Below are 23246 nucleotides of genomic sequence, written 5' to 3'. Positions count from 1 at the left end.
TGTCAGATCAGGACTTCAACGGGCGCTTCATGGCCCAGGAAGGCTTGCGGGCTGGCGGAAAGGCCATAGGCGCCCGATTGGAAAATCACCACCAGGTCACCGACATCCGCCTTGGCCAGGTCCATTTTGTCAGCCAGCAGATCGAGTGGCGTGCAAAGTGGGCCAACGACCGATACACCAGATTCCAATGCTTCACCCATCCGGTTGCCAATTGCAACGGGATAGTTTTTGCGAAGCACCTGGCCGAAATTACCCGAAGCCGATAGATGATGGTGCAGCCCGCCATTGGTCACGAGATACACCTGTCCGCGCGAAATCTTGCGGTCGATGACTTCGGCGACATAGACGCCAGCCTCGCCCACGAGATAACGCCCCAGCTCGATCACGAGTTCTGCCTCTGGCAACTCACGCCGGGCTCGCTCAGCCAAACCCGCCAGATTCGACCCGATACTGGACAGAACCAGCCGCTGTTCACCTGGGAAATAAGGGATGCCAAAGCCGCCGCCCAGATTGAGAAAACGCACAGGTGCTGGCGCATGCTCAGCCAGGTGCAGCGCCAACGCATAGCTTTGGCCTTGCGCATCGACAATAGCGTCGGGCTTGAGACTTTGTGACCCAGAAAAGAGGTGGAACCCTTCGAATGCCAAACCGGCTTTGCCGATTTCTGCCAATAAGTCGGGTACCTGCTCGGCATCGACACCAAACTGTTTGGGACCGCCACCCATCTTCATGCCCGAGTGCTTGAGTTCGAAGTCCGGGTTCACACGTACCGCAACCCGGGCTGGGTAACCGCTGGTTTTGCTGATATCAGCCAGGATGGCTACTTCACGAAACGATTCGATATTGATGAGAATGCCGGCGGCTACTGCCTGGGCCAGTTCCAGGCGGTTTTTGCCCGGCCCGGCAAAGCTGATGTCTGCGGGGTTGGCGCCGCTGTCCAAGGCCACACGCAGCTCGCCACCCGATGCGACATCAATACCATCGACTAACCCTGCCATATGGCAGACAAGCGCCGGCATCGGGTTGGCTTTCATCGCGTAGTGCAGCTTGATGGACTTTGGCAGTGCCGCACGCAACTGTGCCACCCGCTGGTCGAGCAAGCTGCGGTCGTAGGCGTAGAAAGGCGTGCGTCCAACCCGGGCGGCTACACGGCTGATCGGAATACCGCCAATCAGCAGCTCGCCACTGGCGGTGCGGAACTGATCCATCGGGGCATGGACGGGAATCTGGCGTTCAGCGGCTTGCATTGCTTGGGTCCTGGCGGTTCATAGATTATTGCTTTGGTGTTCTGCCCACTCGGTCGAGAGCGTCTTGCGATCGATCTTGCCATTGGGGTTGCGCGGCAGCGGGCCCTCTCGCACCACCACGCCGGCTGGCACCATATAGGCAGGCATGCGGCTACGGCATTCGGCCAGCAATGCCGTGGTATCGAGATGACTACCGGTGGCGGGGGTGGCGATCACCTGGATGGCCTGTCCCAGGTTTGGGTGGTCCACGCCAAAAGCGACACATTCCCCCACCAGCTTGGTGGCGTAAAGAATCTCCTCGACCTCGGTGGGGCTGACGCGATAACCGGATGTCTTGATCATTTCATCGCGGCGGCCGATGAAGTACAGGAAGCCTTCTTCATCCTGGCGCACGGTATCGCCGGAGAACACAGCGAGTTCCTGCAATACCAGCCCGGCTTCACGGCCCGGTGTGTGGCTGGGCAGAGGCTTGTAACGCTCGGCTGTCTTGGCAGGGTCGTTCCAGTAGCCCATACCCACCAGGGCGCCACGGTGCACCAACTCGCCGGGTTCGTGAGGGGCGCACGGCGTACCGTCTTCACGCAGGACCAGGATCTCGGCGTTGGGTATCGCCTTGCCAATGGAATCGGGACGGCGGTCCACTTCGTCGGGCGGTAGATAGGTGGAACGGAATGCTTCGGTCAGGCCATACATCAAATAGGGTTTGCTGCGTGGCAACCGGCTGCGCAGGGCATCCAGGGTTTCGCGCGGCATACGTCCGCCGGTATTGGCGAAGTAGCGTAGATGCTGGCCGATTGCGGCAGGCCATTCGAGCTGTGCAAGCTGTATGTACAGCGGGGGCACAGCGGTGAGGCCGGTGACCTTCTCCTGTTCCAACGCCTTGAGCACATCGCGTGGCAACAGGTAGTTCAGCAGTACCACGCGTGCACCACTATGGAATGCTGTGGTGAGCTGGCTGAAACCGGCATCAAAAGACAGTGGCAGGGCCGCAAGCAAGGTATCGTCCGGCGTGTTCTCCAGATAGCTGGCGACGCTCTTCGCACCCGCGACCATATTCCGGTGTGAGAGCACCACTCCCTTTGGTTTGCCCGTACTGCCAGATGTATAGAGGATGGCAGCCATATCGACGTCGATCAACCGATGCCCAGCACGGACCGGGGCAGTCAACAGATCACGCCAGGTCTGCATGCTGAGTGTGCCTGGAATAGGAACGGCTTCATTACCCAGTACGACCAGATGGCGCAAGTCGTGGCAGTCGGGCAGTACATCGGCCAGAAGCGCCATGCGTTCGGGCGAGGTGACCAGCAGCCGTACATTGCAATCGCGCAGGATGTAACCGACCTGATCGGGCTTCAGCAAAGGGTTGAGTGGTACGAACACGCAACCGGCAGCGGTGGTGCCGAAGCTGGCGATAACGGTTTCGAAGCGTTTTTCCAGGTAGATCGCTACCCGCTCGCCCCGTTGCAGTCCAAGTTGAAGTAAACCACCGGCAAACCGTTGTAAGGCATCAGCGAGCTCGGCATAGCGCTGGCTGGTGTTTTGATAAGTCAGCGCTTTGGCATCGGGTGTGGCATTTGCCGAAGTCAGAATCAACTGATGCAGAAGAATGGTATTGGTCATCGCAGGGATAGAACGGCAATTGGGGGCAATGAATAAACGATCATGAGGCGTTCAACCGGCTTGTGCGCGCCGAACGCGAAAACGCTGTAACAGTTGTGCTATTTCTTCGTGTACCGGGTGTTTCAACAGCCTGACGGCAGCCAACCAGCATAGACCGCCCACAGGCACAACCAACAACAAATTCACGAGTGGCGGCAGGTTGAAGTGTTGGCAGACATGCAAAGTAGCGAACTGGCCGGATATCGAGATAGCGGCCACCAACGCGCTGCGCATACTGGGTGCGAACAGCTGGTAGGCAGGTTTATGGAGTACTACGACCAGATGGCGTGAATACATGATCAGCATGACGGTATTGCTGAGTCCCCAAACGGCTGCAATGGCTTCTAGGCTGACAAAGGAAGCAGCAAAAATGCCAGCCAGATGTACCGGGCTGTACCACAGCGAAATCTGTAGACGGCGCTTTACATGGCCTGTTGCCGCCAGCAGGTTGGGTGCGAGTGCAACGAGGTAAGACGGCATTAGCGAGATGGCGAGGATGCTGGCGATGGGCGCGGCCGCATCCCATTGGTGGCCGAACAGGACCTGGATCACATCGGCCGACATCAGCGACACGAAACCAAGAAAAGTAAACCCGATGCTGGTAAAGATGGCGGTGCCACGGGCGAACGTACCATCTAAGGGTATGCCAGCACGGTGATCGGTTGCGAACGTGGGGCTGGCCACCCGAAGGATTGCCGAGGTGATATTGGTGAAAAACAGTTCGATCAGGCCGAAAGCGCGGCTGAAGATACCTACCGAGCCAAAGTCGAATTGCTTGGCGATGATGAATTCGTGAGCGTTGCGGGTGGTGGATTCAATCAGCCGGGAGGTGACGAACATCAAGCCGTAATTGAAGACAACCCTTGCCGATCCCAGATTGGGCAGGAGCAAGGAGTCTCTTGGTCGCAGATAGGTTACCAATACGGTTTGGACAACGATACTGGCGATCGGCGCCCAGGCGAGGCTCATATAACCGTGGCCGTAGAATGCCAGGATGACGGCGGTACTGGCATGCACCAGACTGCAGAGGGTCTGGATGACGAAGATCTTCTTGAATGCCATCTCCCGGTTGAGCAGCGCAAAAGCAGGCGAGGCAAAAGGCAGGATGAAGAAATTCAGGCTCATCACGGCCAGGACTTCGGCAACGCCAGGCTCGGCATAGAATGTGGCCATGGCATGCCGGAAGAACAGGATAAACAGCGCAATCGCCCAGGCAGTGAGAATCGCCATGCCGAATGCGGCTTGCAACTTATCCTTGGTCAGATCCTTTTCCTGTATCAGGTATTCGCTGATGCCGAAGTCGCGCAAGATGCTTGCCAGGATGGTAAAGGCGGCACAGAGCGAAAATACGCCGACTTGGGCAGGCGTCAGCAATCGGGCCAGCAACATGGTGCTGACCAGCGTGATGACCAGGCTGGCGTAACGCTCGGCAAAGGACCAGACCAAGGCCCGGCGTACCGAGAGCGATTTGGTGGGTTCTGCGCTCAAGTGGCTTTACCCTGGTGGTGGTGAGTCAGCATGTTTCCCCGATTTTTTTTCTAGAACTTTCACAGTCTGCTGTGCATGGGCAGTACGGCGTTGAAAACGCCCTCGGATGGCTCATTTACCCTATGTAAACTCCGCTTCCTCCGGTGTTTTCGCCTTGTATTGCTTTAGCTCGCAAGACTCTGAACTGATCCTTGGAACCTGCGCTAAAAGCGTTACTAGATCGTTATTCGGCGACTACTTCTGGCTTTGTCGCTGTCTCTTCTTTTTCTTTCTTCTTCTGTTCTCTTTGCTGCTGCAACTGGTTGATGCGGCCATGCAGGTTTTTCAGGAAAGACCAGCGATACGCCGTGGCGTGGTAGATCGTCCGTTTGGTTTCGGTCCAGCGGGTATGCCATTCCATGACTTTTCCATAGAACTCGATACGCTTGAATTGACCTTCCGCAAACAATGCCTGGAATTCGTCCTGTCGCATCAAGGTGGAGGGAGAAATGGACTTGTAGCTCTCGTCGTAAGCCGTTTTCAGGATGACGATGGTTTTTCCGTTGTCGACACACAAATCCATCGAGACAACTTTGTCACCGAATCGATAGCGGTAGATGCGCCCACGACCTAATGTGCAGAAGTTTTCGAGCATCTGGCGGTAGAACCGGCCCTGCGCGTTATCCGGGTGCACAGCAGTGCCATTGGCGGCTTTCCAGCCGGCACTCTCCAGCGCGCCGTAGTCGCTTATTGCAGCGGCCACATCTTGTGGATTGCATATGCATTCAAGGTGCACTTCGATATTGTCGGTTTGCAGCTTGTTGCGTTGCTTGCGTGAGTTCTGTTTCAGATTCTTGCCGCGTGCTTCCCAGTAAGTATCGAAGTCGCTGTCGATATCGACCCAGGCAGTTTCGATATAGTCCTGAGTGCGTACACGTTGGCTGGTATCCGGGCGGCATTGCAGCATCGGGTCCATTTGAGACAAACCGATACCAAGCCCCAGACCGGGTAGGGCTGGGATCAGGGTCTGGGCGCATTTTTCCAGTGTCTGGCCTTCCTTGGCGACCCAGGCCCCAAGTGGCAATTGAGAAGGTTGAAACGTTTCCCACAAACCCAGCTTACGTGGCTGCAGAATGGTCCCGGCTTGTGCTTGCCCATTTTCCCGGCCGATGGCGACGATTTCCCGCTTGTTGCCGAATTCCTTTAGCAAAGGCAGCAGGAACGCGCTTTCCAGAAAGGGGATCGCAGCGCTGGCCTGCAGCAAGGCATCCCACTCGCCGGCCACGGTAGGGAACTGATCGATTGGGTAAATTTGCCAGATCATGACTCGCCTTTGGGTTTAGGGCTGCACATTGACATTTACGATTGGGGTTGAGGCTGCAAGGCATCAAGCAGACCCGCCAGTTGGCGGGTCCGCTCATCACGCGCAGCAAGTCGGATGCAGTTGGCATCGGCAACTGGCGCGGTATTCGACTGAATAGCACGTACGAATTGCAACAGCATGTCGGCAATGGCATCTGGGTCTTCAAGGTCGGCAATATGGGTCAGGCCGGCCCGAGACATCGCGGTTGCCGTATCGCCAACGGGATCTGTGAAGGCGATGATTGGTCTGCCTGCACGCAGGTATTCATAGAACTTGGCGGGAATCTGGTCGTTACACTCGGCAGACTGCAACAGGAACAAGCCATCGGCAGCGAGCATCTCGTTGATGGCGGCGGTGTAGTCTATCGACGGTAACACCTCGACAACTTTTTCCAATCCAAACTTACTGGCCAGGTCGGCAAGGAACCCGTCGTGCACCGGAGCGCGAAAACGCATGCGGAATTGGTTCGGGTTCAACTTTCCTTTGCTGATTAGAGCCGCTACCGCAGACAGCAAAGCAGTCGGGTTACGCCATGCTGGGTAGACAATACCGCTATGCAGCAGCGTGATCTTTCCCGGGCTCAGGCTGGCAGAGGGATGGTGCTCGATGGTGCTGGGAAACACCGTCTCATCGTAGCCGTTCTCCACCACCTTGATGCGCGCAGCGGCGGCTGGGTAGCGTTCCTTGTACATACGGGCAGCGCCTTCGGTGGCGAATACCGCCAGGCTAGCGCGCGCAAACACCCGCTGTTCGGTCTTCAGAAAGCTTTGCCAGGTTTTGGCGTTTTCCGGGTAGCCTTCATGCGCCATCGGGTCGCGAAAGTCCGCCACCCAGGGAATGCCGGTAAGCCTTGCCAGCCAATAACCGATCAGATGTGCGCTGGGGATGGGATAGGTACTCCAGAGCAAATCCGGCTTGCGGGCGCGAATCATACGTAACCCGGCCGGGATGGCGCCGACAAGCCAGGAGGTCCAGCGGTCCGGGCGGGCAAGCCAACCTGGGTAACGTCGGAATAAGGCGAGGTGGCGGCTTGCGTCGAGCGCAAACGCCCTGTGCACTTGCAGATTGGCGGGCACCTTGTCGAGCAGATCGTTGCTGGTGGCTTCGTAAGCGCGGATGTGCGTGCTGAGCACTGTCGGGATCCACCCGAAATTCGGTAGGGCGCGCGCGAAATGCAAGGTGCGCAGAATGCCGCTGCTGCCCTGTAGCGGCGGAAAGTGGTAAGCAATCATCAAGATATGCTTTGGCGATAGCGTATTGGCTGGCTGACTATTGCCGACATGAGCGCTAGTGGTAGGCACGGCGAATCTCTCGTACCAGGATGTCCAGATCTTCTGGGCTCAGGTCCTGATGGCAAGGCAGTTGCAATATGTGGTGGGACCATAAGCTACCCTGATCGCCACTAATTTCAGGCACGTTGTGCCAAGGGCGATCCCAGCGGGAAAGCGGGATGCCCATTTCGCGCAGGGCGATATAACCGGGATCGGGGTTGGCGACCCAAAGCGGGAAGACATAAGGCGCACAGTCTTCCGGCAGGTGTTTGATCAGTGGCCACACGCTGAGGTGGTCGGAGAAAGCATCGATAAATGCCATAAAATGCTTACGCCGTTGTTCGACGATGCGGGCACGTGGTGAGTTCTCCGCCAGCCACCGGCAAGGCGCTGTCAGCGCCTGATGCGACAGGGCAACGTCAATAGAAAAACCCTCGGGACTGTCTTCAACGTTTACTGAGGCCGATTCACTGGGCGTACGAATATTGCGCAGTGTTTTCCGTGGGGCATGAACCAGACTGAAGGTGCCTGCCAGGGCGGTATTCAGGCCGTAAAAGCGCTTGAACATGGTACCCAGGTGGATCATGTCAATCGCTGCTTTGATCTGCCGTACCGCACCGGGCTGGGTTTGTGCCGGCATTTTGGCCTTGGACATATTGATGGTGAGGCAGCCTCCTTCGGTTACCGGCAGGAACTTGGTCAGGCTGGCAATCGCCAAGTCTCCCCACTGTCCAATAGGCTGCCCCTCGGAACTGCCAAACAAGGCATGGGCGCAATCTTCGATCAAGGCGATCTGATTGGCATCGCACCAAAGGCGCAACGCACGCATGGGTTGCGGCAAGCCGAAGAAGTGTGCGGCCAGGATAACGCGAACATGGGTCAAGTCCTGCTGCTTCAACCAGTCAAAGTCAATGCTGCCCAAGGTATTGATCGGATAGAAAACAGGTTCCGCACCCAGCGCGACAATCGGGGCCACCATGGTAGGGCAGTGATAAGTAGGTACCAGAACCCTGTCCCCAGCTTTAATACCCAATATTTCCAAGGCGAGCAGAATAGAGGCCCGGCCACTTGTGGTGAATTGGATGGCAGGATGTTCCAACACGCAGGGTATGGTTGCGTGCCGCGAGCCGCCCAGCGTATTCCATCCCAGTACCGGAAGGCGTGGAATGGGGGCATGAATCTTGGGGTTTTCAAGTAAAGCAGACATGGCAGACATTTTTGCTCTGCATACTAATTATTTATGTGGTTTATCACGCATGGTCTGACTGAGCTGAACAGGCGCTTACGCCACTGCAATTAGTATCGAACTCCCCTTGTTTTTATTGGAGGCCGGTAACCGTAAAGGCCATGTAATGGATTACTTGGCATCGCTCACCACCTTACCCAAGCTATGCACCGTGGCAGTCGTTTTCACCCCTGATGACACATCGGCAGATTCATTCTTCAATATGGCTGAATTGGCCATGCCGGTTTTTGCAGTAGCAAATTTCTCATCCAGCCAGGCGGTGGTGATGTTTTCCACCTCTGCGCGCCATTGCGTGGATGAAAAGGTATGGTCGGCAGCCGGGATATCCCGCCGGGTAACATGGGGGCGGGTCAGCAACCCTCGCCAATCCGGGGCGGAGTTGGCATGTTCGATGAATTCCTTGGCGGTCAGGTCCTGGCCGCTCAGTATCAGCAGTATTTCGCCTTTGAAGTCAGCCCAGCCCAAGCCCATCTGCTGTTGGAAGCTTAAAGTGCTGGAAGGGGAGTGAGCGGAGCGGGAAAAGCGCGCCTTTAATAACTGAGCCAGCTTCTGCAGGAATTCGCGAATACTGGGCATGATAGCAACACTGCCTCGTCCCAGCTTCATCCAGAATTCGCGTTGCAGGAGCCGTTGCAGGTAATAGTGTTTGACCTGTGCCCGCGCCTGGGTTTCGGTCGACCTTACCCATGGGTTTAATAGACAGAGGCCTGCGATGCGTGGGTCTTTTGTCCGCTGGCAATACAGAAGTGCTGCAGAGGCTGCGTCGCACAACCCCCAGAGCACAACCTGACGGACCGCTGGATGGTTGGTCTGAAATGCTGCGAGGGCGGCGGCGATGTCCTCGTCCACGGCTTCGAATGATCGGATATCGCCGCTGCTGTCCCCCATGCCGCGATAGTCAAAGCGCAGCGCTGGATAGGCACAACTGGCGAGCTGTCGTGCCAACAGGGTAAATTGGCGATGGCTGCCGACCCGGTATTGTGGACCGCCTACCAGAATCAATACGCCGAGTTCTGCACTGGCTGTGTCATGGCACGCGAGTATGCCGACCAGTTGCTCACCGCCGCAGGTAAATGTCAGTGCGGATTCAATGGCGTCCATCATGCACTCACGGCTTGTTGGAGCTTGTCTGTACTGGCTTGCAGCAAAGCCGGGCAGTCACTGATTTCAGTGGTTTGCCAGAAGGCAGGACCGCTAAGCAATGTGTCCTGGACCTTATAGCCCTCACTGCGCCACTGGACCATATTTGATAGCGCTGCAGGCGGAAAAGGCGCGTCTGCTTTGCTGGCCACTTGCAGCCAGATCAATTCACCGTTTTGTGAAGGCGGTATCAGGTTTGCTTGTTCCATACCGTTGACGAGGCCGGGTGACAGCATATACCCCGCAATTTCAACAGATTGCCCTGCTGCGATCTGTTCTTTGAGGCGCGCTGCGGTGCCTTTTTCTTCTTTGCCTAACATTTCGCTGGCATTTTGTAGACGGAAAAACTGCTGTAGGAATTGTTTGCCAGATAGTACGGGTTGCCAGAACAACAGCTTCACCGGCTCGTTAATCTGCTGCGCTGCCTCGCAGATAAGCAAACAGCCGCTACGCAAACCCCATAGCCAGATATTGTCAGCATGGTGCTGCTTTAACCATTGTCTCGCGCCCAGTACATCCTCGACCCAAGATGCCCAGCTGGCCTCACCAAAGTCGCCAGCGCTATCCCCACAACCATGTAGATCTATCTGCAGTACCAAGTAACCAGCGTCAGCAAGCTCTCTGGCTTGAAGCGTTACCATACGGCGCGATTTGTTCATCTCTTCTGCAAAGGCATGAACAAAAAGTACCGCACCTTTGCACACCAGGGATGCAGCCGGGCGAGCCAGCGTACAGAATCTGGGGCCTGCTTCTGTGGGGAGGTAGAACGCGTCAAGCGGCATGATGGGTGGGGCTGCTTATTTCAATTAAGCCAGTTTGCTCTGAACAAAGCCGACCAGGTTACCTACGGTTGCAAAAATGCTGCCGTCGATTTCGTCATCATCCACCGTGAATCCAAGGTTCTCTTCCATCATGGTCAATAGCGCTACGACCGCCATGGAATCGAGCTCGGGCAACGCACCCAGCAAAGGGGTGTCATTGCTGAAGGAGGCTGTGCGACCTTTAAGGCTTAAAACATCGTCCAGTATTTGTAAGACTTCCTGTCGAATGTCCATCTTATTCCATTGCAAGTTAAGACAAATTTTTTAGAGGCTACCAAAAATAGCGCCATTCGCGATAGGGGTTGTATGTGATGAATAAGTGTATTGGTAATTCATAATTTTGTTTGAATTGAAGATATCGGTTAGATTCGGCATCCAGGGCAAATGACTATAAATTTGAGAATAATAATATTCATATGTGACCTGATGTTTAATGCTATTGGCATTATTCTGAACTATTTCCTAATCAAAACCGAGATCAAACAATAGTCAATGATAATGGCATTAATTCTTGTGCCATTAACTTGTAATGCAAGATACCAAAAGATTTGTGTATTCCGTCACAGTTTGAAAAGATTGGCTGTGTTAGCCTTTGCTTCGGCTGGATGAGAGGGGATCTTTTGTAATATCGTTGAAAAAAATTGTCTGAGCCGGCGTATTTGGAAGAATGAAGAGCGTGTTTACGACGTGGTTCTTGCAAGGGGGCGATCGTGATTAAAGTGTTCAGTCATTGGTTCCACTGGAAAACAATTATCCAGATAGCGCTTGATTTATTGGTACCTGTTGCTTGCGTGGCGATGGCTGTACTTTGGATCGGACAAGAACACGGTGGAAGTCTTGATAAGGCGGTTTTATTCGCCATGATTTTCGCCATGATGATGATTGCTTTAAATGCGCTGCTGGGTTTTTATCGGCGTGCTCATAGCCGTACCGTAGCGCAATCTCAAGCCAGGGCGATATTGTCGCTTTGCTTGGCTGTTCCTTTGGCTTATTTGGTATTTAAAGGGATGGCGGCACGCGATGTTAATCGTGAATTGATGCTGTTATCGGGGCTTACCGCTTTATTTGGTACCGTCGCATACCGGTTGTACGCCGCACATAATGTTGATGGCGCATCGCATTCTCATGTATTGACGAATCGCGTATTGATTTTTGGTGCCGGTGCCGAAGCGGAAACCGTTGGCGCAGTACTGAGAAAATCCGACCCGGATATCCAGATCATGGGCTTTTATCCCAGCCCGACCGATACCGAAACTTCTGTTCCCAGCATGTCTTTGCTTTCCCGTGAAATGCTTTTGTCCGATACGGCAAGTGCATTGAAGGTAAACGAAATTATCGTTGCAGTTAAAGAACGTCGTGGTGGTGTATTGCCGCTTCGTGAACTGCTCGACTGCAAGCTTTCGGGTGTGCGGGTTCTGGATTTGGCCAGCTACTTCGAACGCGCATTGGGCCAGATCCGTTTGGATTCGCTTCGTGTTGGCTGGCTTATTTTTGGCGATGGCTTCCGGCAAGGTAGGGTACGTACCGTTGTAAAACGGATTTTCGATCTGGTTGCATCGTCGATCCTGTTGCTATTGGCGCTACCGGTAATGTTGGTAACTGCGATTCTCATCGCCTTGGAAGATGGTGGGAAGATTCTTTACAAGCAGGAACGTGTTGGGCTGAATGGCCGCCTATTCAATGTGATCAAGTTCAGAAGCATGCGGCATGATGCCGAGCGTGACGGCACACCGCGTTGGGCGTCCCAGAATGACTCGCGTGTTACCCGGGTGGGGCGTGTGATCCGCAAGCTGCGTATCGATGAATTGCCGCAGCTCTATAGTGTGCTTATCGGGGAAATGAGTTTGGTGGGCCCGCGTCCTGAACGCCCTTACTTTGTTGACCAGCTTACGCGGGAAATCCCGTTCTATGCGGTACGGCATAGCGTCAAGCCTGGTGTGACGGGCTGGGCGCAGGTCAACTACCACTACGGCGCTTCCTTTGATGATTCGCTGCAGAAGCTGCAGTACGACCTTTACTACGTAAAGAACCACACCCTGTTTTTAGACATGGTCATCTTGTTTGAGACCGTGGGTGTGGTATTGACGGGTAAAGGCGCGAATTGATCAGGTTGATTAGTGCATTGGTTGTGAGATGTACCTAAGTTTTACCGCGCGAGCCTTAACGGGGCTCATGTGTGGCTAGAAATCATTCATGTACAAAAGTGCATTTTGATTCCGGCCTTGCACTGTACCCTGTTAAGGCTTGTGCATTACAGGTGTGGAACAGATCCTTAGAACCTACGTGTTGCTTGGTAACTGCAAGCAACCTTCCTGGTGGTACATCCCTTTTAAAGCGCTGTCGTCTATAAAGCGTGAGTCAATTTCTGATCGTGTAAGCAAAGGTTCCTGAGCGCCCAGATGGATGCACATACTGCAACAGTTGCAGCCTGGAGTTATGGCCTGGCTGGGTTCGTCTATACGGTATTTTGGCTGTACTTGTTCAACAGCGCGCGAAACGGCTTGCGGAGTGGATATGTGCTCACCGCAGCGGGTCTTTCTGCGTTATGGGCTTGGTGCGGCGTGTTGTTTGGTTTGTGGGGAACGCCGCTTTTCCTGCTCAGCACACATTTGTTGGATCTGCTACGAATCGGTGCGTGGTGTGGGTTTCTGGTGGTGCTGCTCAAGACTGAACCCGCTACCGACGATCGTCTTCCGCGGCGTTTGTATTACTTGGCAGGCATAACGGTTGCGCTGGTGGTCGCCGGGCTTGGTGCACAACTGCTGATGGTTTTCGGTGGGCCGGCATACAGTGCGCTGTCCAATCATCTGACATTGGTCGATTCCCTTGCCTTGAGCATCCTGACGCTGGTGCTGGTCGAGCAGCTGTACCGTAATGTTTCGCCCGATGCACGTTGGAGCATCAAGCCCTTGTGTCTGGGTTTGAGCTGTGCGTCTCTTTTTGATCTGTATCTTTACTCCGACGCTTTGCTCTTTGCCCGCCTGGATGCGGATGCATTCAGTATCCGTGGGTTTGTGCATACTCTGGCTGCACCGCTGATTGCGATGTCCACCATACGCAGCAAGGACTGGAAAGCCAGGATCGTGTTGTCCAAGCGGGCCGCATTGCAGTCCGCAACGTTGATCGGTGTTGGCATCTATTTATTGCTGGTGGCAGGTGCCGGCTATTACGTACGTTACTTTGGCGGCGAATGGGGACGTGCCTTACAACTTGCCGTGCTCTGTGCGGCAATGCTGATCTTGAGCATTCTTACCCTGTCTGAATCGATACGCGCCAAGCTACGTGTGCAAATTGGCAAGCATTTCTTCAGTTACCGCTACGATTACCGCGAGCAGTGGTTGCGCTTTACGCAAACGCTATCTTCCCAAGGTGGTTCGACAGAACTTGGTCAGCAGGTTGTGCGTGGTTTAGCCGATATGGTGGAGAGCCCTGCTGGCGCGTTGTGGCTCAGGGATGATGGGGCTGGGCATTTCGCGCCGGCCGCCACCTGGAATCTGCCGCCATCTACAGCGACAGAACCCTTGGATAGCTCATTACGCAAGTTTCTGGGTGACAGTGGTTGGGTCATTAATCTCGAGGAATACCGGTCCCTGCCAGGGCGTTACGACAAATTATTGTTGCCTGCGTGGTTGGTCGATATTCCCAATGCCTGGTTGGTGATCCCGATTGGTACGCAAACGGAACTGATCGGTTTTGTGATCTTGGCGACGGCGCGTACCAAGGTCGATGTGAATTGGGAAGTCAATGATCTATTGAAGACGGCGGGGCGACAGGCAGGTGCCTTTCTTGGGCAGATGCAGGCGACCGCAGCCTTGCTGGAAGCCAGGAAGTTTGATTCGTTCAATCGCATGTCGGCTTTTGTGGTGCACGACCTCAAGAATATCGTGACCCAACTGGCCTTGATGTTGAAGAACGCGGAACGCCACAAAGACAACCCCGAATTTCAGCAGGATATGCTGATGACGGTCGAAAATGCAGTGGAGCGGATGCGGCAGCTGATGATGCAACTGCGCGAGGGCGCTACGCCGATTGATAGCCCGCGCGGGGTGGAATTGGGTGAAGTAATTCGCCGTATTCAGGCTGCGAAGGCAGCACAGTTGCGTAAAGTGGACATAGAACTGCAGGAAAGGGTTATTGCACGGGTACATGAAGACAGGATTGAGCGGGTTATCGGGCATATCGTTCAGAATGCACTGGATGCCACGCCCGAGACTGGGCGGGTTTGGGTACGGTTGGGTAGGCAGGGGCAACAGGCCAGAGTCGAGATTGGCGATACGGGTCACGGCATGAGCGCCGAGTTCCTTCGGGAGCGCCTCTTCAAGCCATTTCAAACCACCAAGCCTGCCGGTATGGGCATAGGGGCCTATGAGAGTTTTCAGTATGTGCAAGAGTTGGGCGGCAAGGTACTGGTCGACAGCGTGGTTGATCAGGGGACGCAGGTTAGCCTGTTGTTACCCCTGTTCGAACCCGCCCAGTACAAAGATAACAGCCTGACACCATCGGAGGCGAGATGAGCGCGGATAAATTGCGGCCGTTATTGATTGTTGAAGACGACCCGGCGTTGCAAAAGCAGTTGCGTTGGGCGTTTGATGGCTATGAGACGCTGACTGCGGGCGACAGGGAAAGCGCGCTGATACAGGTGAGGCGGCACCAACCTGCGGTTGTCACGATGGACCTGGGTCTGCCGCCTGATGAGAATTCAGTGTCGGAAGGGTTCAAGCTGTTGGAGCAGATGCTGGAAACGGCGCCTGATACCAAAGTGATCGTACTGACTGGGCAGAACGACCGAGCCAATGCCCTGCGTGCGGTAAGTCTTGGTGCTTACGATTTCTTTTCCAAGCCGTTTGAAGTAGAGATGCTGGGGCTCACCATCAACCGGGCTTATCACCTGTATGACTTGCAACAGGAAAACAGCCGGCTACAGCAGATGCAACAGCCGGATGTGCTCTCGGGGTTGGTAACGCGTGACCCAGAACTATTGAAGGTGTGCCGTACCATAGAAAAAGTGGCGTTGAGCGACGCAACGGTGCTGGTGTTGGGGGAGAGTGGTACGGGCAAGGAGTTGCTTGCGCGAGCGGTGCATGACTCATCCAGCCGGCGTGGCGAGCGTTTCGTGGCTATCAACTGCGCTGCGATTCCCGACAATCTGCTCGAAAGCGAGTTGTTCGGCTACGAGAAGGGGGCGTTCACCGGTGCGGCAAAAACCACACCCGGCAAGATCGAGACGGCGAACCGCGGAACCCTGATGCTTGATGAAATTGGGGACCTCCCGCCTAGTTTGCAGGCGAAATTGCTACGTTTCCTACAGGAGAGGGTGATCGAGCGCTTGGGCGGTCGCACGGAAATTCCTATCGACATCCGTATTGTCTGCGCCACACATCAGGACCTGAGGACGTTGATCAAGGAAGGCCGGTTTCGTGAGGACCTGTACTATCGCCTGGCTGAGATTGTCGTCAATGTACCTCCTTTACGTGCCAGGCAGGGGGATTCAGCCTTGTTGGCCCATGCGTTTGTCAGGCGTTTTTCCGCAGAGCAGAAGCGTGGCGCGATGGTATTGCGCGAAGACGCGGTAAGGGCGATTGAGGCGCACACATGGCCGGGCAACGTACGTGAGTTGGAAAATTGCATCAAACGTGCAGTGATCATGGCCGACGGCAATCAGATCACCCGAGATGACATCGGCCTGGAAGTACAGGAGGCGAGTGACGCAGCCGTACTGGATCTACGCCAGTCCAGGGATGATGCGGAAAAGCGCGTGGTGATCGCGGCATTGGGGCGTGTGGATGGCAATGTGGTGAAGGCCGCTGAATTGTTGGGAGTCAGCCGCCCCACGCTCTACGATTTGATGCACCGGTTCGGCCTGAAGTAACGCCGGATCAGATTCGAACAACCCACGACGTCGAGACCACTGTGACTAACCGGTATCCCATCCGTAGGCCTATTGCCTCCGCACTGTTTATGAGTTTGCTTTTACTGGGTTGCAACAAGGAAAACCCAGAAACCATGCTTGCTTCGGCCAAGACGTATCTGACTCAGAAAGACAATAAAGCGGCGCTTATCCAATTGAAGAATGCGCTGCAGGTTGACCCAAATATCGCTGAAGCGCGGTTTCTGCTGGGTAAGGCTTTACTCGATGGTGATGATCCCAGGGCGGCAGAGGTAGAGCTGCGCAAGGCTAAGGACCTGAACTATTCGGCCGACCAGACAGTGCCATTGCTGGCTGAGGCCTTGCTGGCACAGGGTTTGTCTAAGAAGGTGACGGACGAATTTGCAAAGATCCAGTTGACGAGTGCAGAGAGCAAAGCCGAGCTGCAGGCGACCTTAGGTCGTGCCTATCTCGCTCAGGAGAAGTCGGAACTTGCCGCGGCGGCGTTCAAAGCAGCGCTCGATGCCAAGTCGGATTACCAGCCCGCCATTGTCGGGCAGGCGCAGATGGTTGCGACCAGTGGAGATTTGGCTGGTGCGATGACCATGATCGAGGGTGTGCTGGCCAAGGCTCCCAAGTTATACGAGGCTTGGCTGATCAAGGGCGACATATTGCAAGCGCAAAAGGAAAATGATGCGGCTATCGCGGCGTATCGTCGTGCGCTTGATGCCAAGTCGGACTACCTGCCAGCGCATGTCGCGTTGATGACCCGCTGGTTGGACGACAACAAGCTCGATGAAGTCAGCAAGCAGTTGGACCAGCTGCGCAAGTTTGCGCCCAAACACCCGCAAACCCGCTTGCTTGAGGCAAGGCTGGCGTTGCAGCAGCGCAAATTCCCTGCCGCCAAGGAAGCCATCGACCAGTTCCTCGCAGTCGTACCGGATAACCTGTTTGGCTTGCAGTTGGCGGGCGCGATTGAATATGAGTTGAAGTCCTATACCCGTGCGGAATCCCACTTGGTGAAGGTGTTGTCAGGCATGCCGGAGTCCTTTGCTGCGCGGCGTGCACTGGTGATGAGTTACTTGCATAGCGGGCAGACCGACAAGGCGGTAACCACGATAGAGCCGTTGCTGGGCAAGATCGAAACCGATTCCAATATGTTGGCCCTGGCAGGTGAAGTATTTGTGCGGGCAGGGGATCTCGACAAGGCTGCCGCCTACTTCAGCAAAGCCTCGGCACTGGACCCGAAGAGCAGCAGAAAACGTACGGCGTTGGCGATGTCTCACATGGCCAAGGGCAATAGCAGACAAGCCATTGCAGAACTCGAGCAAGCCGTAGAGGTGGATAACAGCATCAATGCCGACCTGGCGTTGATTACGGCGCATTTACGTCAGAAGGAGTTCGACCAGGCGCTGGCGGCGATTGCCAAGCTGGAAGAGAAGCAGCCGAAAGCCGCGTTGGCGGACAATCTGCGTGGTTCCGCCTTGCTTGGCAAGCAGGATGCGGTAGGTGCGCGTAAGAGTTTTGAAAAAGCATTGAGCAAGGAGCCGAACGACTTCGCGGCAACCAGCAATCTGGCTGGTCTTGATATGCGGGACAAGAAGCCAGCAGAAGCCAAGAAGCGCTTTGAGGCGATGATTGCGCGCAGCCCAAAAAACTTCCAGGCCATTTTGGCGCTGGCGGAACTGCAGGCCAAATCGGGCAGCAAGCGTAGCGAAGTGATCGCGACGATCACCAAGGCGGTAGCCGCAGCACCCAACGAGGTTCGCCCACGTGTGGTGTTGATCTCCAGCTATCTCAGCAGTCACGATACTAAGAGCGCGCTGGCTGCCGCCCAGGATGCATTGGGTGCTTTGCCGGAAAAACCGGAGATACTCGATATCGTAGGCCGTGCGCAAGGTGCAGCAGGCGATGTGAACCAGGCCATGGCGACATTCAACAAACTGGCGCAATTGTTGCCGAGTTCGCCGCAGCCTTATCTGCGCATGGCCCAGGTACAGCTGGAGGCGAAGGATAACAACGGTGCGCAATCCAGCCTGCGGCGTGCCCTGGGCGTCAAGGCGGATCTGCTCGAAGCGCAACACGGCATCGTCATGCTGGACTTGGCAGCCGGCCGTACTAAGGAAGCCTTGTCTGGTGCGCGTGCTTTGCAGAAAGATCGCCCCAAAGAGGCTGTAGGCTATGTGCTGGAAGGCAATGTGCATACTGCGAGCAAAGCCTGGCCGGAGGCTGAGCTGGTCTATCGCCAGGGGCTTAAACAGACCGATGCACCCTTATTGGCAATTCGGCTGCATGATTTACTGCTCAAGACCAATCCAGCCGGTGCAGACACCTTTTCGGCAAGCTGGCTGAAGGACCACCCTAAAGACAGCGCGTTCCCGCTTTACCTTGCTGAGGCGGCGGGCCGGAAAGCTGATTATCGTACTGCAGCCATGTACTACCAGAAGTTATTGGCCATGCACCCTGGTGACGCGGTGTTGCTCAACAATCTGGCCTGGACCGCTGCGCAGTTTGGCGATCCTCAGGCATTGAGCTATGCCGAACAGGCATGGAAGCTTGCGCCGGATCAGCCTGCCATGATGGATACATTGGGTGTACTGCTGGTGGAAAAAGGCGATGCGACCCGCGGGCTGGACTTGTTGAGGAAGGCGGTTGCATTGGCGCCCGAGGCGCCCCAGGTACGATTGAATTTGGCCAAGGCGCTGATCAAAGCTGGGCAGAAGGGTGAGGCGCGTAAGGAGTTGGAAGGTTTGGCCAAGCTTGGCGACAAGTTGCCTGCGCAGGCGGAGGTGGGCCAGCTGCTCAAGACGCTGTAAGAACCTGTTTACGATCTTACTGCGCAGCCGTGATCAGGGCTTATGTGCTGCTCGAAAGCCTTAAGTACACAGGTACATTCTGGTTTCTGCGTTGCACTTTACTTTGCGGACAGCTGCTCGTAGCAGGTTGTGAAATGGAACCGTTGTATCCAGTAGCCCGTACTCTGGTGCCGTAGCGCAGGATGGGAACGGGTGCCAAATTAAATCAATATTCAAGCAGGGGAACATGTCATGACTACGGTTGCGGTTGTCGGTCTTGGGTACGTCGGGTTGCCGTTGGCGGTGGAGTTTGGCAAGAAGATGCCTACCATCGGGTTTGATCTTTCCACCAAGAAGATTGAGCAGTACCAGCAGTACAACGACCCGACCGGGGAAGTCAGTACTGAAGATTTGCGTGCCGCAACCCAACTCAAGGTAGGCAGCGACCCTGCGGCTTTGGCACAGGCAGACTTCATTATCGTGGCGGTACCTACACCGGTGGATGAGGCGCATCAACCTGACTTCAGTCCATTGGTCGGCGCATCCGAGTTTGTTGGCAAGAACCTTAAGCGCGGCGCGACTGTAGTGTTTGAGTCGACGGTTTACCCTGGTGCGACTGAGGAGGTCTGCATTCCGATCATCGAAAAGCATTCGGGTATGAAGTGGAAGACGGACTTCTTCGTGGGTTACTCGCCGGAACGGATCAACCCGGGTGATAAGGAGCGGACGCTGACCAAGATCATCAAGGTGGTGTCGGGCGATACGCCGAAGACATTGGATTTGGTAGCAGAAACCTATGCAGCTGTGGTGACAGCCGGGGTATATCGCGCTTCCAGCATCAAGGTCGCTGAAGCTGCCAAGGTAATCGAAAACACGCAGCGTGACCTCAACATTGCCCTGATGAATGAGTTGGCCATTATTTTCGACAAGGTCGGCATCGATACACTTGAAGTGTTGCAGGCAGCTGGCAGTAAGTGGAATTTCCTGCCTTTCCGGCCAGGCTTGGTTGGCGGCCACTGCATCGGGGTGGACCCATACTATCTGACTCACAAGGCCGAGATGCTCGGTTACCACCCGGAGGTGATTACTGCAGGCCGGCGGATCAACGACGGCATGGGCAAATTCATCGCCGAGCAGACTATCAAGAATCTGGTGCGTAACGGATGGCAGGTAAAGGATGCCCCCATTGTGGTGCTGGGGCTGACGTTCAAGGAGGATTGCCCGGACCTGCGCAATTCCAGAGTGATTGATGTCATCCGTGAATTGCAGTCGTATGGTGCCAATGTGCTGGTGCACGACCCGGTTGCAGACGCTGGTGAAGCGATACACGAGTATGGTGTGGAGCTGACCCCATGGAACCAGCTGCCACCTGCTGCGGCGTTGGTGGTGGCTGTTGCGCATAAGGAATACAAGCAACGACCCTTGTCCGACTATGTAGGCAAGTTGCAGGCCAAAGGGGTGCTGGCGGATGTGAAGAGCCTCTTTGATGCGCAGCAACTAGGCACGCAAGGTGTAACGGTATGGCGGCTATGAGCGGGCTTTCCTCTACTGTGCTGGAGCAGTTGCAGGGCCGACTGTCCGGCCAGCCCAATCGCTGGTTGGTTACTGGGTGTGCCGGTTTTATCGGCTCTCATCTCGTTGAAACCTTGCTTCGGTTCGACCAGGAAGTTGTAGGTCTGGACAATTTCGCTACAGGGCATCGCCGTAACTTGACGGAAGTGCAGGGGCTCGTAACACCTGCGCAATGGGCGCGCTTTCGTTTTGTTGAGGCTGATATTTGCGATGCGGCAGCTTGCCAAGCGGCGTGCCAGGGCGTGGACTATGTGTTGCATCAAGCAGCGCTGGGGTCGGTGCCGCGCTCTCTGGCGAACCCCCTTGCTACCAATGCAGCCAATGTCGATGGATTCCTGAATATGCTGGTCGCAGCGCGGGACGCCAAGGTACGGCGTTTTGTATACGCAGCATCCAGCTCCACCTATGGTGACCACCCCGGTTTGCCCAAGGTGGAGGACACGATAGGTAGACCGCTTTCGCCTTATGCCGTGACCAAGCTTGTAAATGAGTTGTACGCCGATGTGTTTGGTCGTTGTTACGGCTTTGCATCGATTGGCCTGCGCTATTTCAACGTATTTGGCGCTAGGCAGGACCCGGAAGGCGCGTACGCCGCAGTAATTCCCCGTTGGACGCGTGCGCTGCTGCTGGGTGAGCCGGTAACAATCAACGGCGATGGTGAAACCAGCCGCGACTTCTGCTTTGTGGGCAATGCAGTGCAGGCCAACCTGTTGGCGGCGCTGACCACAGACGCCGCGGCGATTAATCAAGTCTACAACGTTGCGGTCAACGACCGGACCACGTTGACCAGCCTGTTTGCAATTCTGAAATCGGCGCTTCAACCGACTCACCCGAGTATTGCTGCAGCCACCCCAGTGTATGGGGAGTTCCGGCCCGGTGATGTAAGGCACTCGCAAGCTGACATCGGAAAAGCAGGGACACTGCTGGGGTACAAGCCCAGCCACGACCTGCAGTCCGGTATACACGTTGCCATGCCGTGGTATGTAGGACATTTCAGCCAGAGTTAGCTGTCGTTTTTCGGGTGTCTGCGTGGCAAAAATCGCACCAAAGCCTGGTGTTACGCTGGTTTATGCTTTGATTTCCCCCAAATCTGTTCACAATGCCAGCCTGGGTTGGCTTGTAAGAATCTATTCACAGTCGCGCAGTAGAATCGTGGATGAGTTCTGGGAGCCATGTAGATACGAGCTGAGTTAGGGGTACGGTGTTGTTTAGGTTCTACCTCGCACTGCTGATGCTATTGGTATGGCCATGTATGGGCAGGGCGGCAGAGTCACTGCCAGATGTGATTGCCCGCCTGAAGCCTTCGATTGTGGTGATCGGTACTTACCAAGCCACGCGCAGCCCGCCGTTCATGATGCATGGCACCGGCTTTGCGGTAGGTAACGGCACATTAGTCGCGACAAATGGCCATGTGGTACCGGAAGTGCTGGATGTTGCCAACGGCGAGCGCCTCATGGCGCAGATTGCGAGCGGCCCAGGCACAGGTAATTTGAGGCAGGTCAAGGTCCGGCAGCGTGACCCTGCTTATGATCTGGCAGTGCTTGAGTTGGATGGTGCACCATTGCCGGCGGTGAGCCTGGAGAAGGACAGCAGCGCTATTCGGGAAGGGCAGTCCGTCGGATTCATGGGGTTTCCGATTGGCGCAGTATTGGGGTTGTCGCCAGTAACCCACCGGGGCATCATCTCGGCTATCACCCCAGTCGCACTTCCGGGGGGAAACGCGCGACAATTGAACGAAGCGGCGATCCGCCGGTTGAAGTCCGGGGCTTTCGAAGTGTATCAATTGGATGCCACCGCTTATCCAGGAAACAGCGGCGGGCCGCTTTTTGATCTGGAAAGTGGTACTGTAATCGGCATTCTGAACATGGTTTTTGTGAAAGCCAGCAAAGAGGCTGTGCTTAGCCAACCCTCCGGCATCAGCTTCGCGATCCCTGTACGCTATCTGATTGGGATGTTGAAAGAACCCTGAGCAGACAAAATGTTGGATGTCGACATTTTTTACAGTTTCTCGAATTCCATCATGGCTTGAAAGAGAAATTTCTCGTTAAGTGCATGATAAACAAAGTGGTTTTGGAGTTTGGTCTGTATTTTGCTTGAATAGCGTCGCAGATTGCGCTTTTGGTAGTTGGCAAGGATCTGTTTGGCGAACATAGGCGAATTGACCTCGGCGTAACATTGCCGCCAACAATAGAGGTTCGAGGTGTTTATGAATAATACGCAGCACGATAAACCTCAGCTCGACGGACTCAGTAATGCGTCCCCAGTGCAAGAGGATGAGGATAGGATTCGGGCAGCCGCCCGACGCCGGCTTATCAAAGGTGCGGCAGTTGCACCCGTATTGATGTCATTGGCAAGCCGGCCTGTAATGGGTGCGGCACGGAGATGTTCTGCGTCTGGTTTCATGTCGGGCAATGTGTCGCTACAGCCAGGGCAGAGCCCAAGCTGCGGTGGGTTGAGCCCCGGGTATTGGAAAAATCATACAACCTGGCCTGCTCCCTATACCCCAACCACAGAATTCCACAGCGTATTTACCAGCAAGAGCAAGTATAACTACGGCACCAAGTCGATGCAGACGGTGCTGAACGACTATCCTGGCAGTTTTGCTTTCCACGCGATCGCCTGTCTTTTAAATGCCATGAGCGGGTTTGCGGATTACGCGCTCAAGACGGGTGATGTCATCAAGATCTGGAATGACATTTCCACTGTGGGCTATTACCTGACTTCCACCGGTAAGAAGATGTATGAAGCCGATGCGAAGAAATTCTTCGAAGATACCTATCACTAGCTTTTGATTAAGCG

17 protein-coding genes are annotated in these 23246 nt (G+C 55.2%); 8 read left to right on the top strand and 9 right to left on the bottom strand.

Annotation, left to right across the window (positions count from 1 at the left end; all coding sequences use genetic code 11):
* Nucleotides 1-2: 2 nt before the first annotated feature.
* The 9 genes from ACUHMQ_RS07825 to ACUHMQ_RS07785 all read right to left on the bottom strand — a co-directional run bounded on the left by ACUHMQ_RS07825 (nucleotide 3) and on the right by ACUHMQ_RS07785 (nucleotide 10448).
* The gene (locus ACUHMQ_RS07825; protein WP_445294898.1) at nucleotides 3-1247 is read right to left on the bottom strand and encodes a pyridoxal-dependent decarboxylase, exosortase A system-associated; all 1245 of its coding nucleotides are present in this window, start codon (nucleotides 1245-1247) and stop codon (nucleotides 3-5) included.
* Nucleotides 1248-1265: 18 nt separating this feature from the next.
* Nucleotides 1266-2867 (bottom strand): acyl-CoA ligase (AMP-forming), exosortase A system-associated, encoded by a 1602-nt coding sequence (locus ACUHMQ_RS07820; RefSeq protein WP_445294897.1) that lies wholly within the window; start codon nucleotides 2865-2867, stop codon nucleotides 1266-1268.
* Nucleotides 2868-2918: 51 nt separating this feature from the next.
* Nucleotides 2919-4394 carry a lipopolysaccharide biosynthesis protein gene (locus ACUHMQ_RS07815; RefSeq protein ID WP_445294896.1) on the bottom strand — a complete coding sequence of 492 codons (1476 nt, stop codon included), beginning with the start codon at nucleotides 4392-4394 and terminating at the stop codon, nucleotides 2919-2921.
* 223 nt (nucleotides 4395-4617) lie between these two features.
* Nucleotides 4618-5697: a GNAT family N-acetyltransferase gene (locus tag ACUHMQ_RS07810; protein ID WP_445294895.1), complete on the bottom strand. Its 1080-nt coding sequence runs from the start codon at nucleotides 5695-5697 to the stop codon at nucleotides 4618-4620.
* 35 nt (nucleotides 5698-5732) lie between these two features.
* On the bottom strand, nucleotides 5733-7037 hold the full coding sequence (locus tag ACUHMQ_RS07805) for a glycosyltransferase (RefSeq protein ID WP_445294894.1): 1305 nt from the start codon (nucleotides 7035-7037) through the stop codon (nucleotides 5733-5735).
* Nucleotides 7024-8223 carry a DegT/DnrJ/EryC1/StrS family aminotransferase gene (locus tag ACUHMQ_RS07800; protein WP_445294893.1) on the bottom strand — a complete coding sequence of 400 codons (1200 nt, stop codon included), beginning with the start codon at nucleotides 8221-8223 and terminating at the stop codon, nucleotides 7024-7026. The genes ACUHMQ_RS07805 and ACUHMQ_RS07800 overlap by 14 nt, the downstream gene beginning before the upstream one ends.
* Nucleotides 8224-8364: 141 nt before the next feature.
* A complete protein-coding gene (locus ACUHMQ_RS07795; RefSeq protein WP_445294892.1) occupies nucleotides 8365-9357 on the bottom strand; it encodes a hydrolase 1, exosortase A system-associated in 993 nt (330 codons plus the stop codon).
* A complete protein-coding gene (locus ACUHMQ_RS07790) occupies nucleotides 9354-10175 on the bottom strand; it encodes a hydrolase 2, exosortase A system-associated (protein WP_445294891.1) in 822 nt (273 codons plus the stop codon). Before ACUHMQ_RS07790 ends, ACUHMQ_RS07795 begins: the two co-directional genes overlap by 4 nt.
* 24 nt (nucleotides 10176-10199) lie before the next feature.
* A complete protein-coding gene (locus ACUHMQ_RS07785; protein WP_445294890.1) occupies nucleotides 10200-10448 on the bottom strand; it encodes an acyl carrier protein in 249 nt (82 codons plus the stop codon).
* Between the two features lie 476 nt (nucleotides 10449-10924).
* Between ACUHMQ_RS07785 and ACUHMQ_RS07780 the strand changes: the two genes are divergently transcribed.
* From ACUHMQ_RS07780 to ACUHMQ_RS07745, 8 genes are all read left to right on the top strand, one after another.
* Nucleotides 10925-12319, top strand: coding sequence for a TIGR03013 family XrtA/PEP-CTERM system glycosyltransferase (locus ACUHMQ_RS07780; protein ID WP_445294889.1), 1395 nt, complete (start codon nucleotides 10925-10927; stop codon nucleotides 12317-12319).
* 294 nt (nucleotides 12320-12613) lie between these two features.
* Nucleotides 12614-14728, top strand: a complete 2115-nt coding sequence (gene prsK / locus ACUHMQ_RS07775) for an XrtA/PEP-CTERM system histidine kinase PrsK (protein ID WP_445294888.1) — start codon at nucleotides 12614-12616, stop codon at nucleotides 14726-14728.
* A complete protein-coding gene (prsR, locus tag ACUHMQ_RS07770; RefSeq protein ID WP_445294887.1) occupies nucleotides 14725-16083 on the top strand; it encodes a PEP-CTERM-box response regulator transcription factor in 1359 nt (452 codons plus the stop codon). Before prsK ends, prsR begins: the two co-directional genes overlap by 4 nt.
* Before the next feature lie 41 nt (nucleotides 16084-16124).
* Nucleotides 16125-18896: an XrtA/PEP-CTERM system TPR-repeat protein PrsT gene (gene prsT / locus ACUHMQ_RS07765; protein WP_445294886.1), complete on the top strand. Its 2772-nt coding sequence runs from the start codon at nucleotides 16125-16127 to the stop codon at nucleotides 18894-18896.
* 231 nt (nucleotides 18897-19127) lie between these two features.
* The gene (locus tag ACUHMQ_RS07760) at nucleotides 19128-20408 is read left to right on the top strand and encodes a nucleotide sugar dehydrogenase (protein ID WP_445294885.1); all 1281 of its coding nucleotides are present in this window, start codon (nucleotides 19128-19130) and stop codon (nucleotides 20406-20408) included.
* Nucleotides 20396-21454 carry an SDR family oxidoreductase gene (locus tag ACUHMQ_RS07755; protein ID WP_445294884.1) on the top strand — a complete coding sequence of 353 codons (1059 nt, stop codon included), beginning with the start codon at nucleotides 20396-20398 and terminating at the stop codon, nucleotides 21452-21454. The genes ACUHMQ_RS07760 and ACUHMQ_RS07755 overlap by 13 nt, the downstream gene beginning before the upstream one ends.
* A 197-nt stretch (nucleotides 21455-21651) precedes the next feature.
* The gene (locus tag ACUHMQ_RS07750) at nucleotides 21652-22416 is read left to right on the top strand and encodes a S1C family serine protease (RefSeq protein WP_445294883.1); all 765 of its coding nucleotides are present in this window, start codon (nucleotides 21652-21654) and stop codon (nucleotides 22414-22416) included.
* Between the two features lie 237 nt (nucleotides 22417-22653).
* Entirely contained in the window at nucleotides 22654-23232 is a 579-nt protein-coding gene (locus ACUHMQ_RS07745; protein ID WP_445294882.1) for a hypothetical protein, read from the top strand.
* Nucleotides 23233-23246 lie beyond the last annotated feature (14 nt).

Source organism: Chitinimonas violaceus (genome assembly GCF_052601015.1).
The sequence above is the reverse complement of the archived record's forward strand: the minus strand, read 5'-3'. Positions and strand labels throughout refer to the sequence as shown.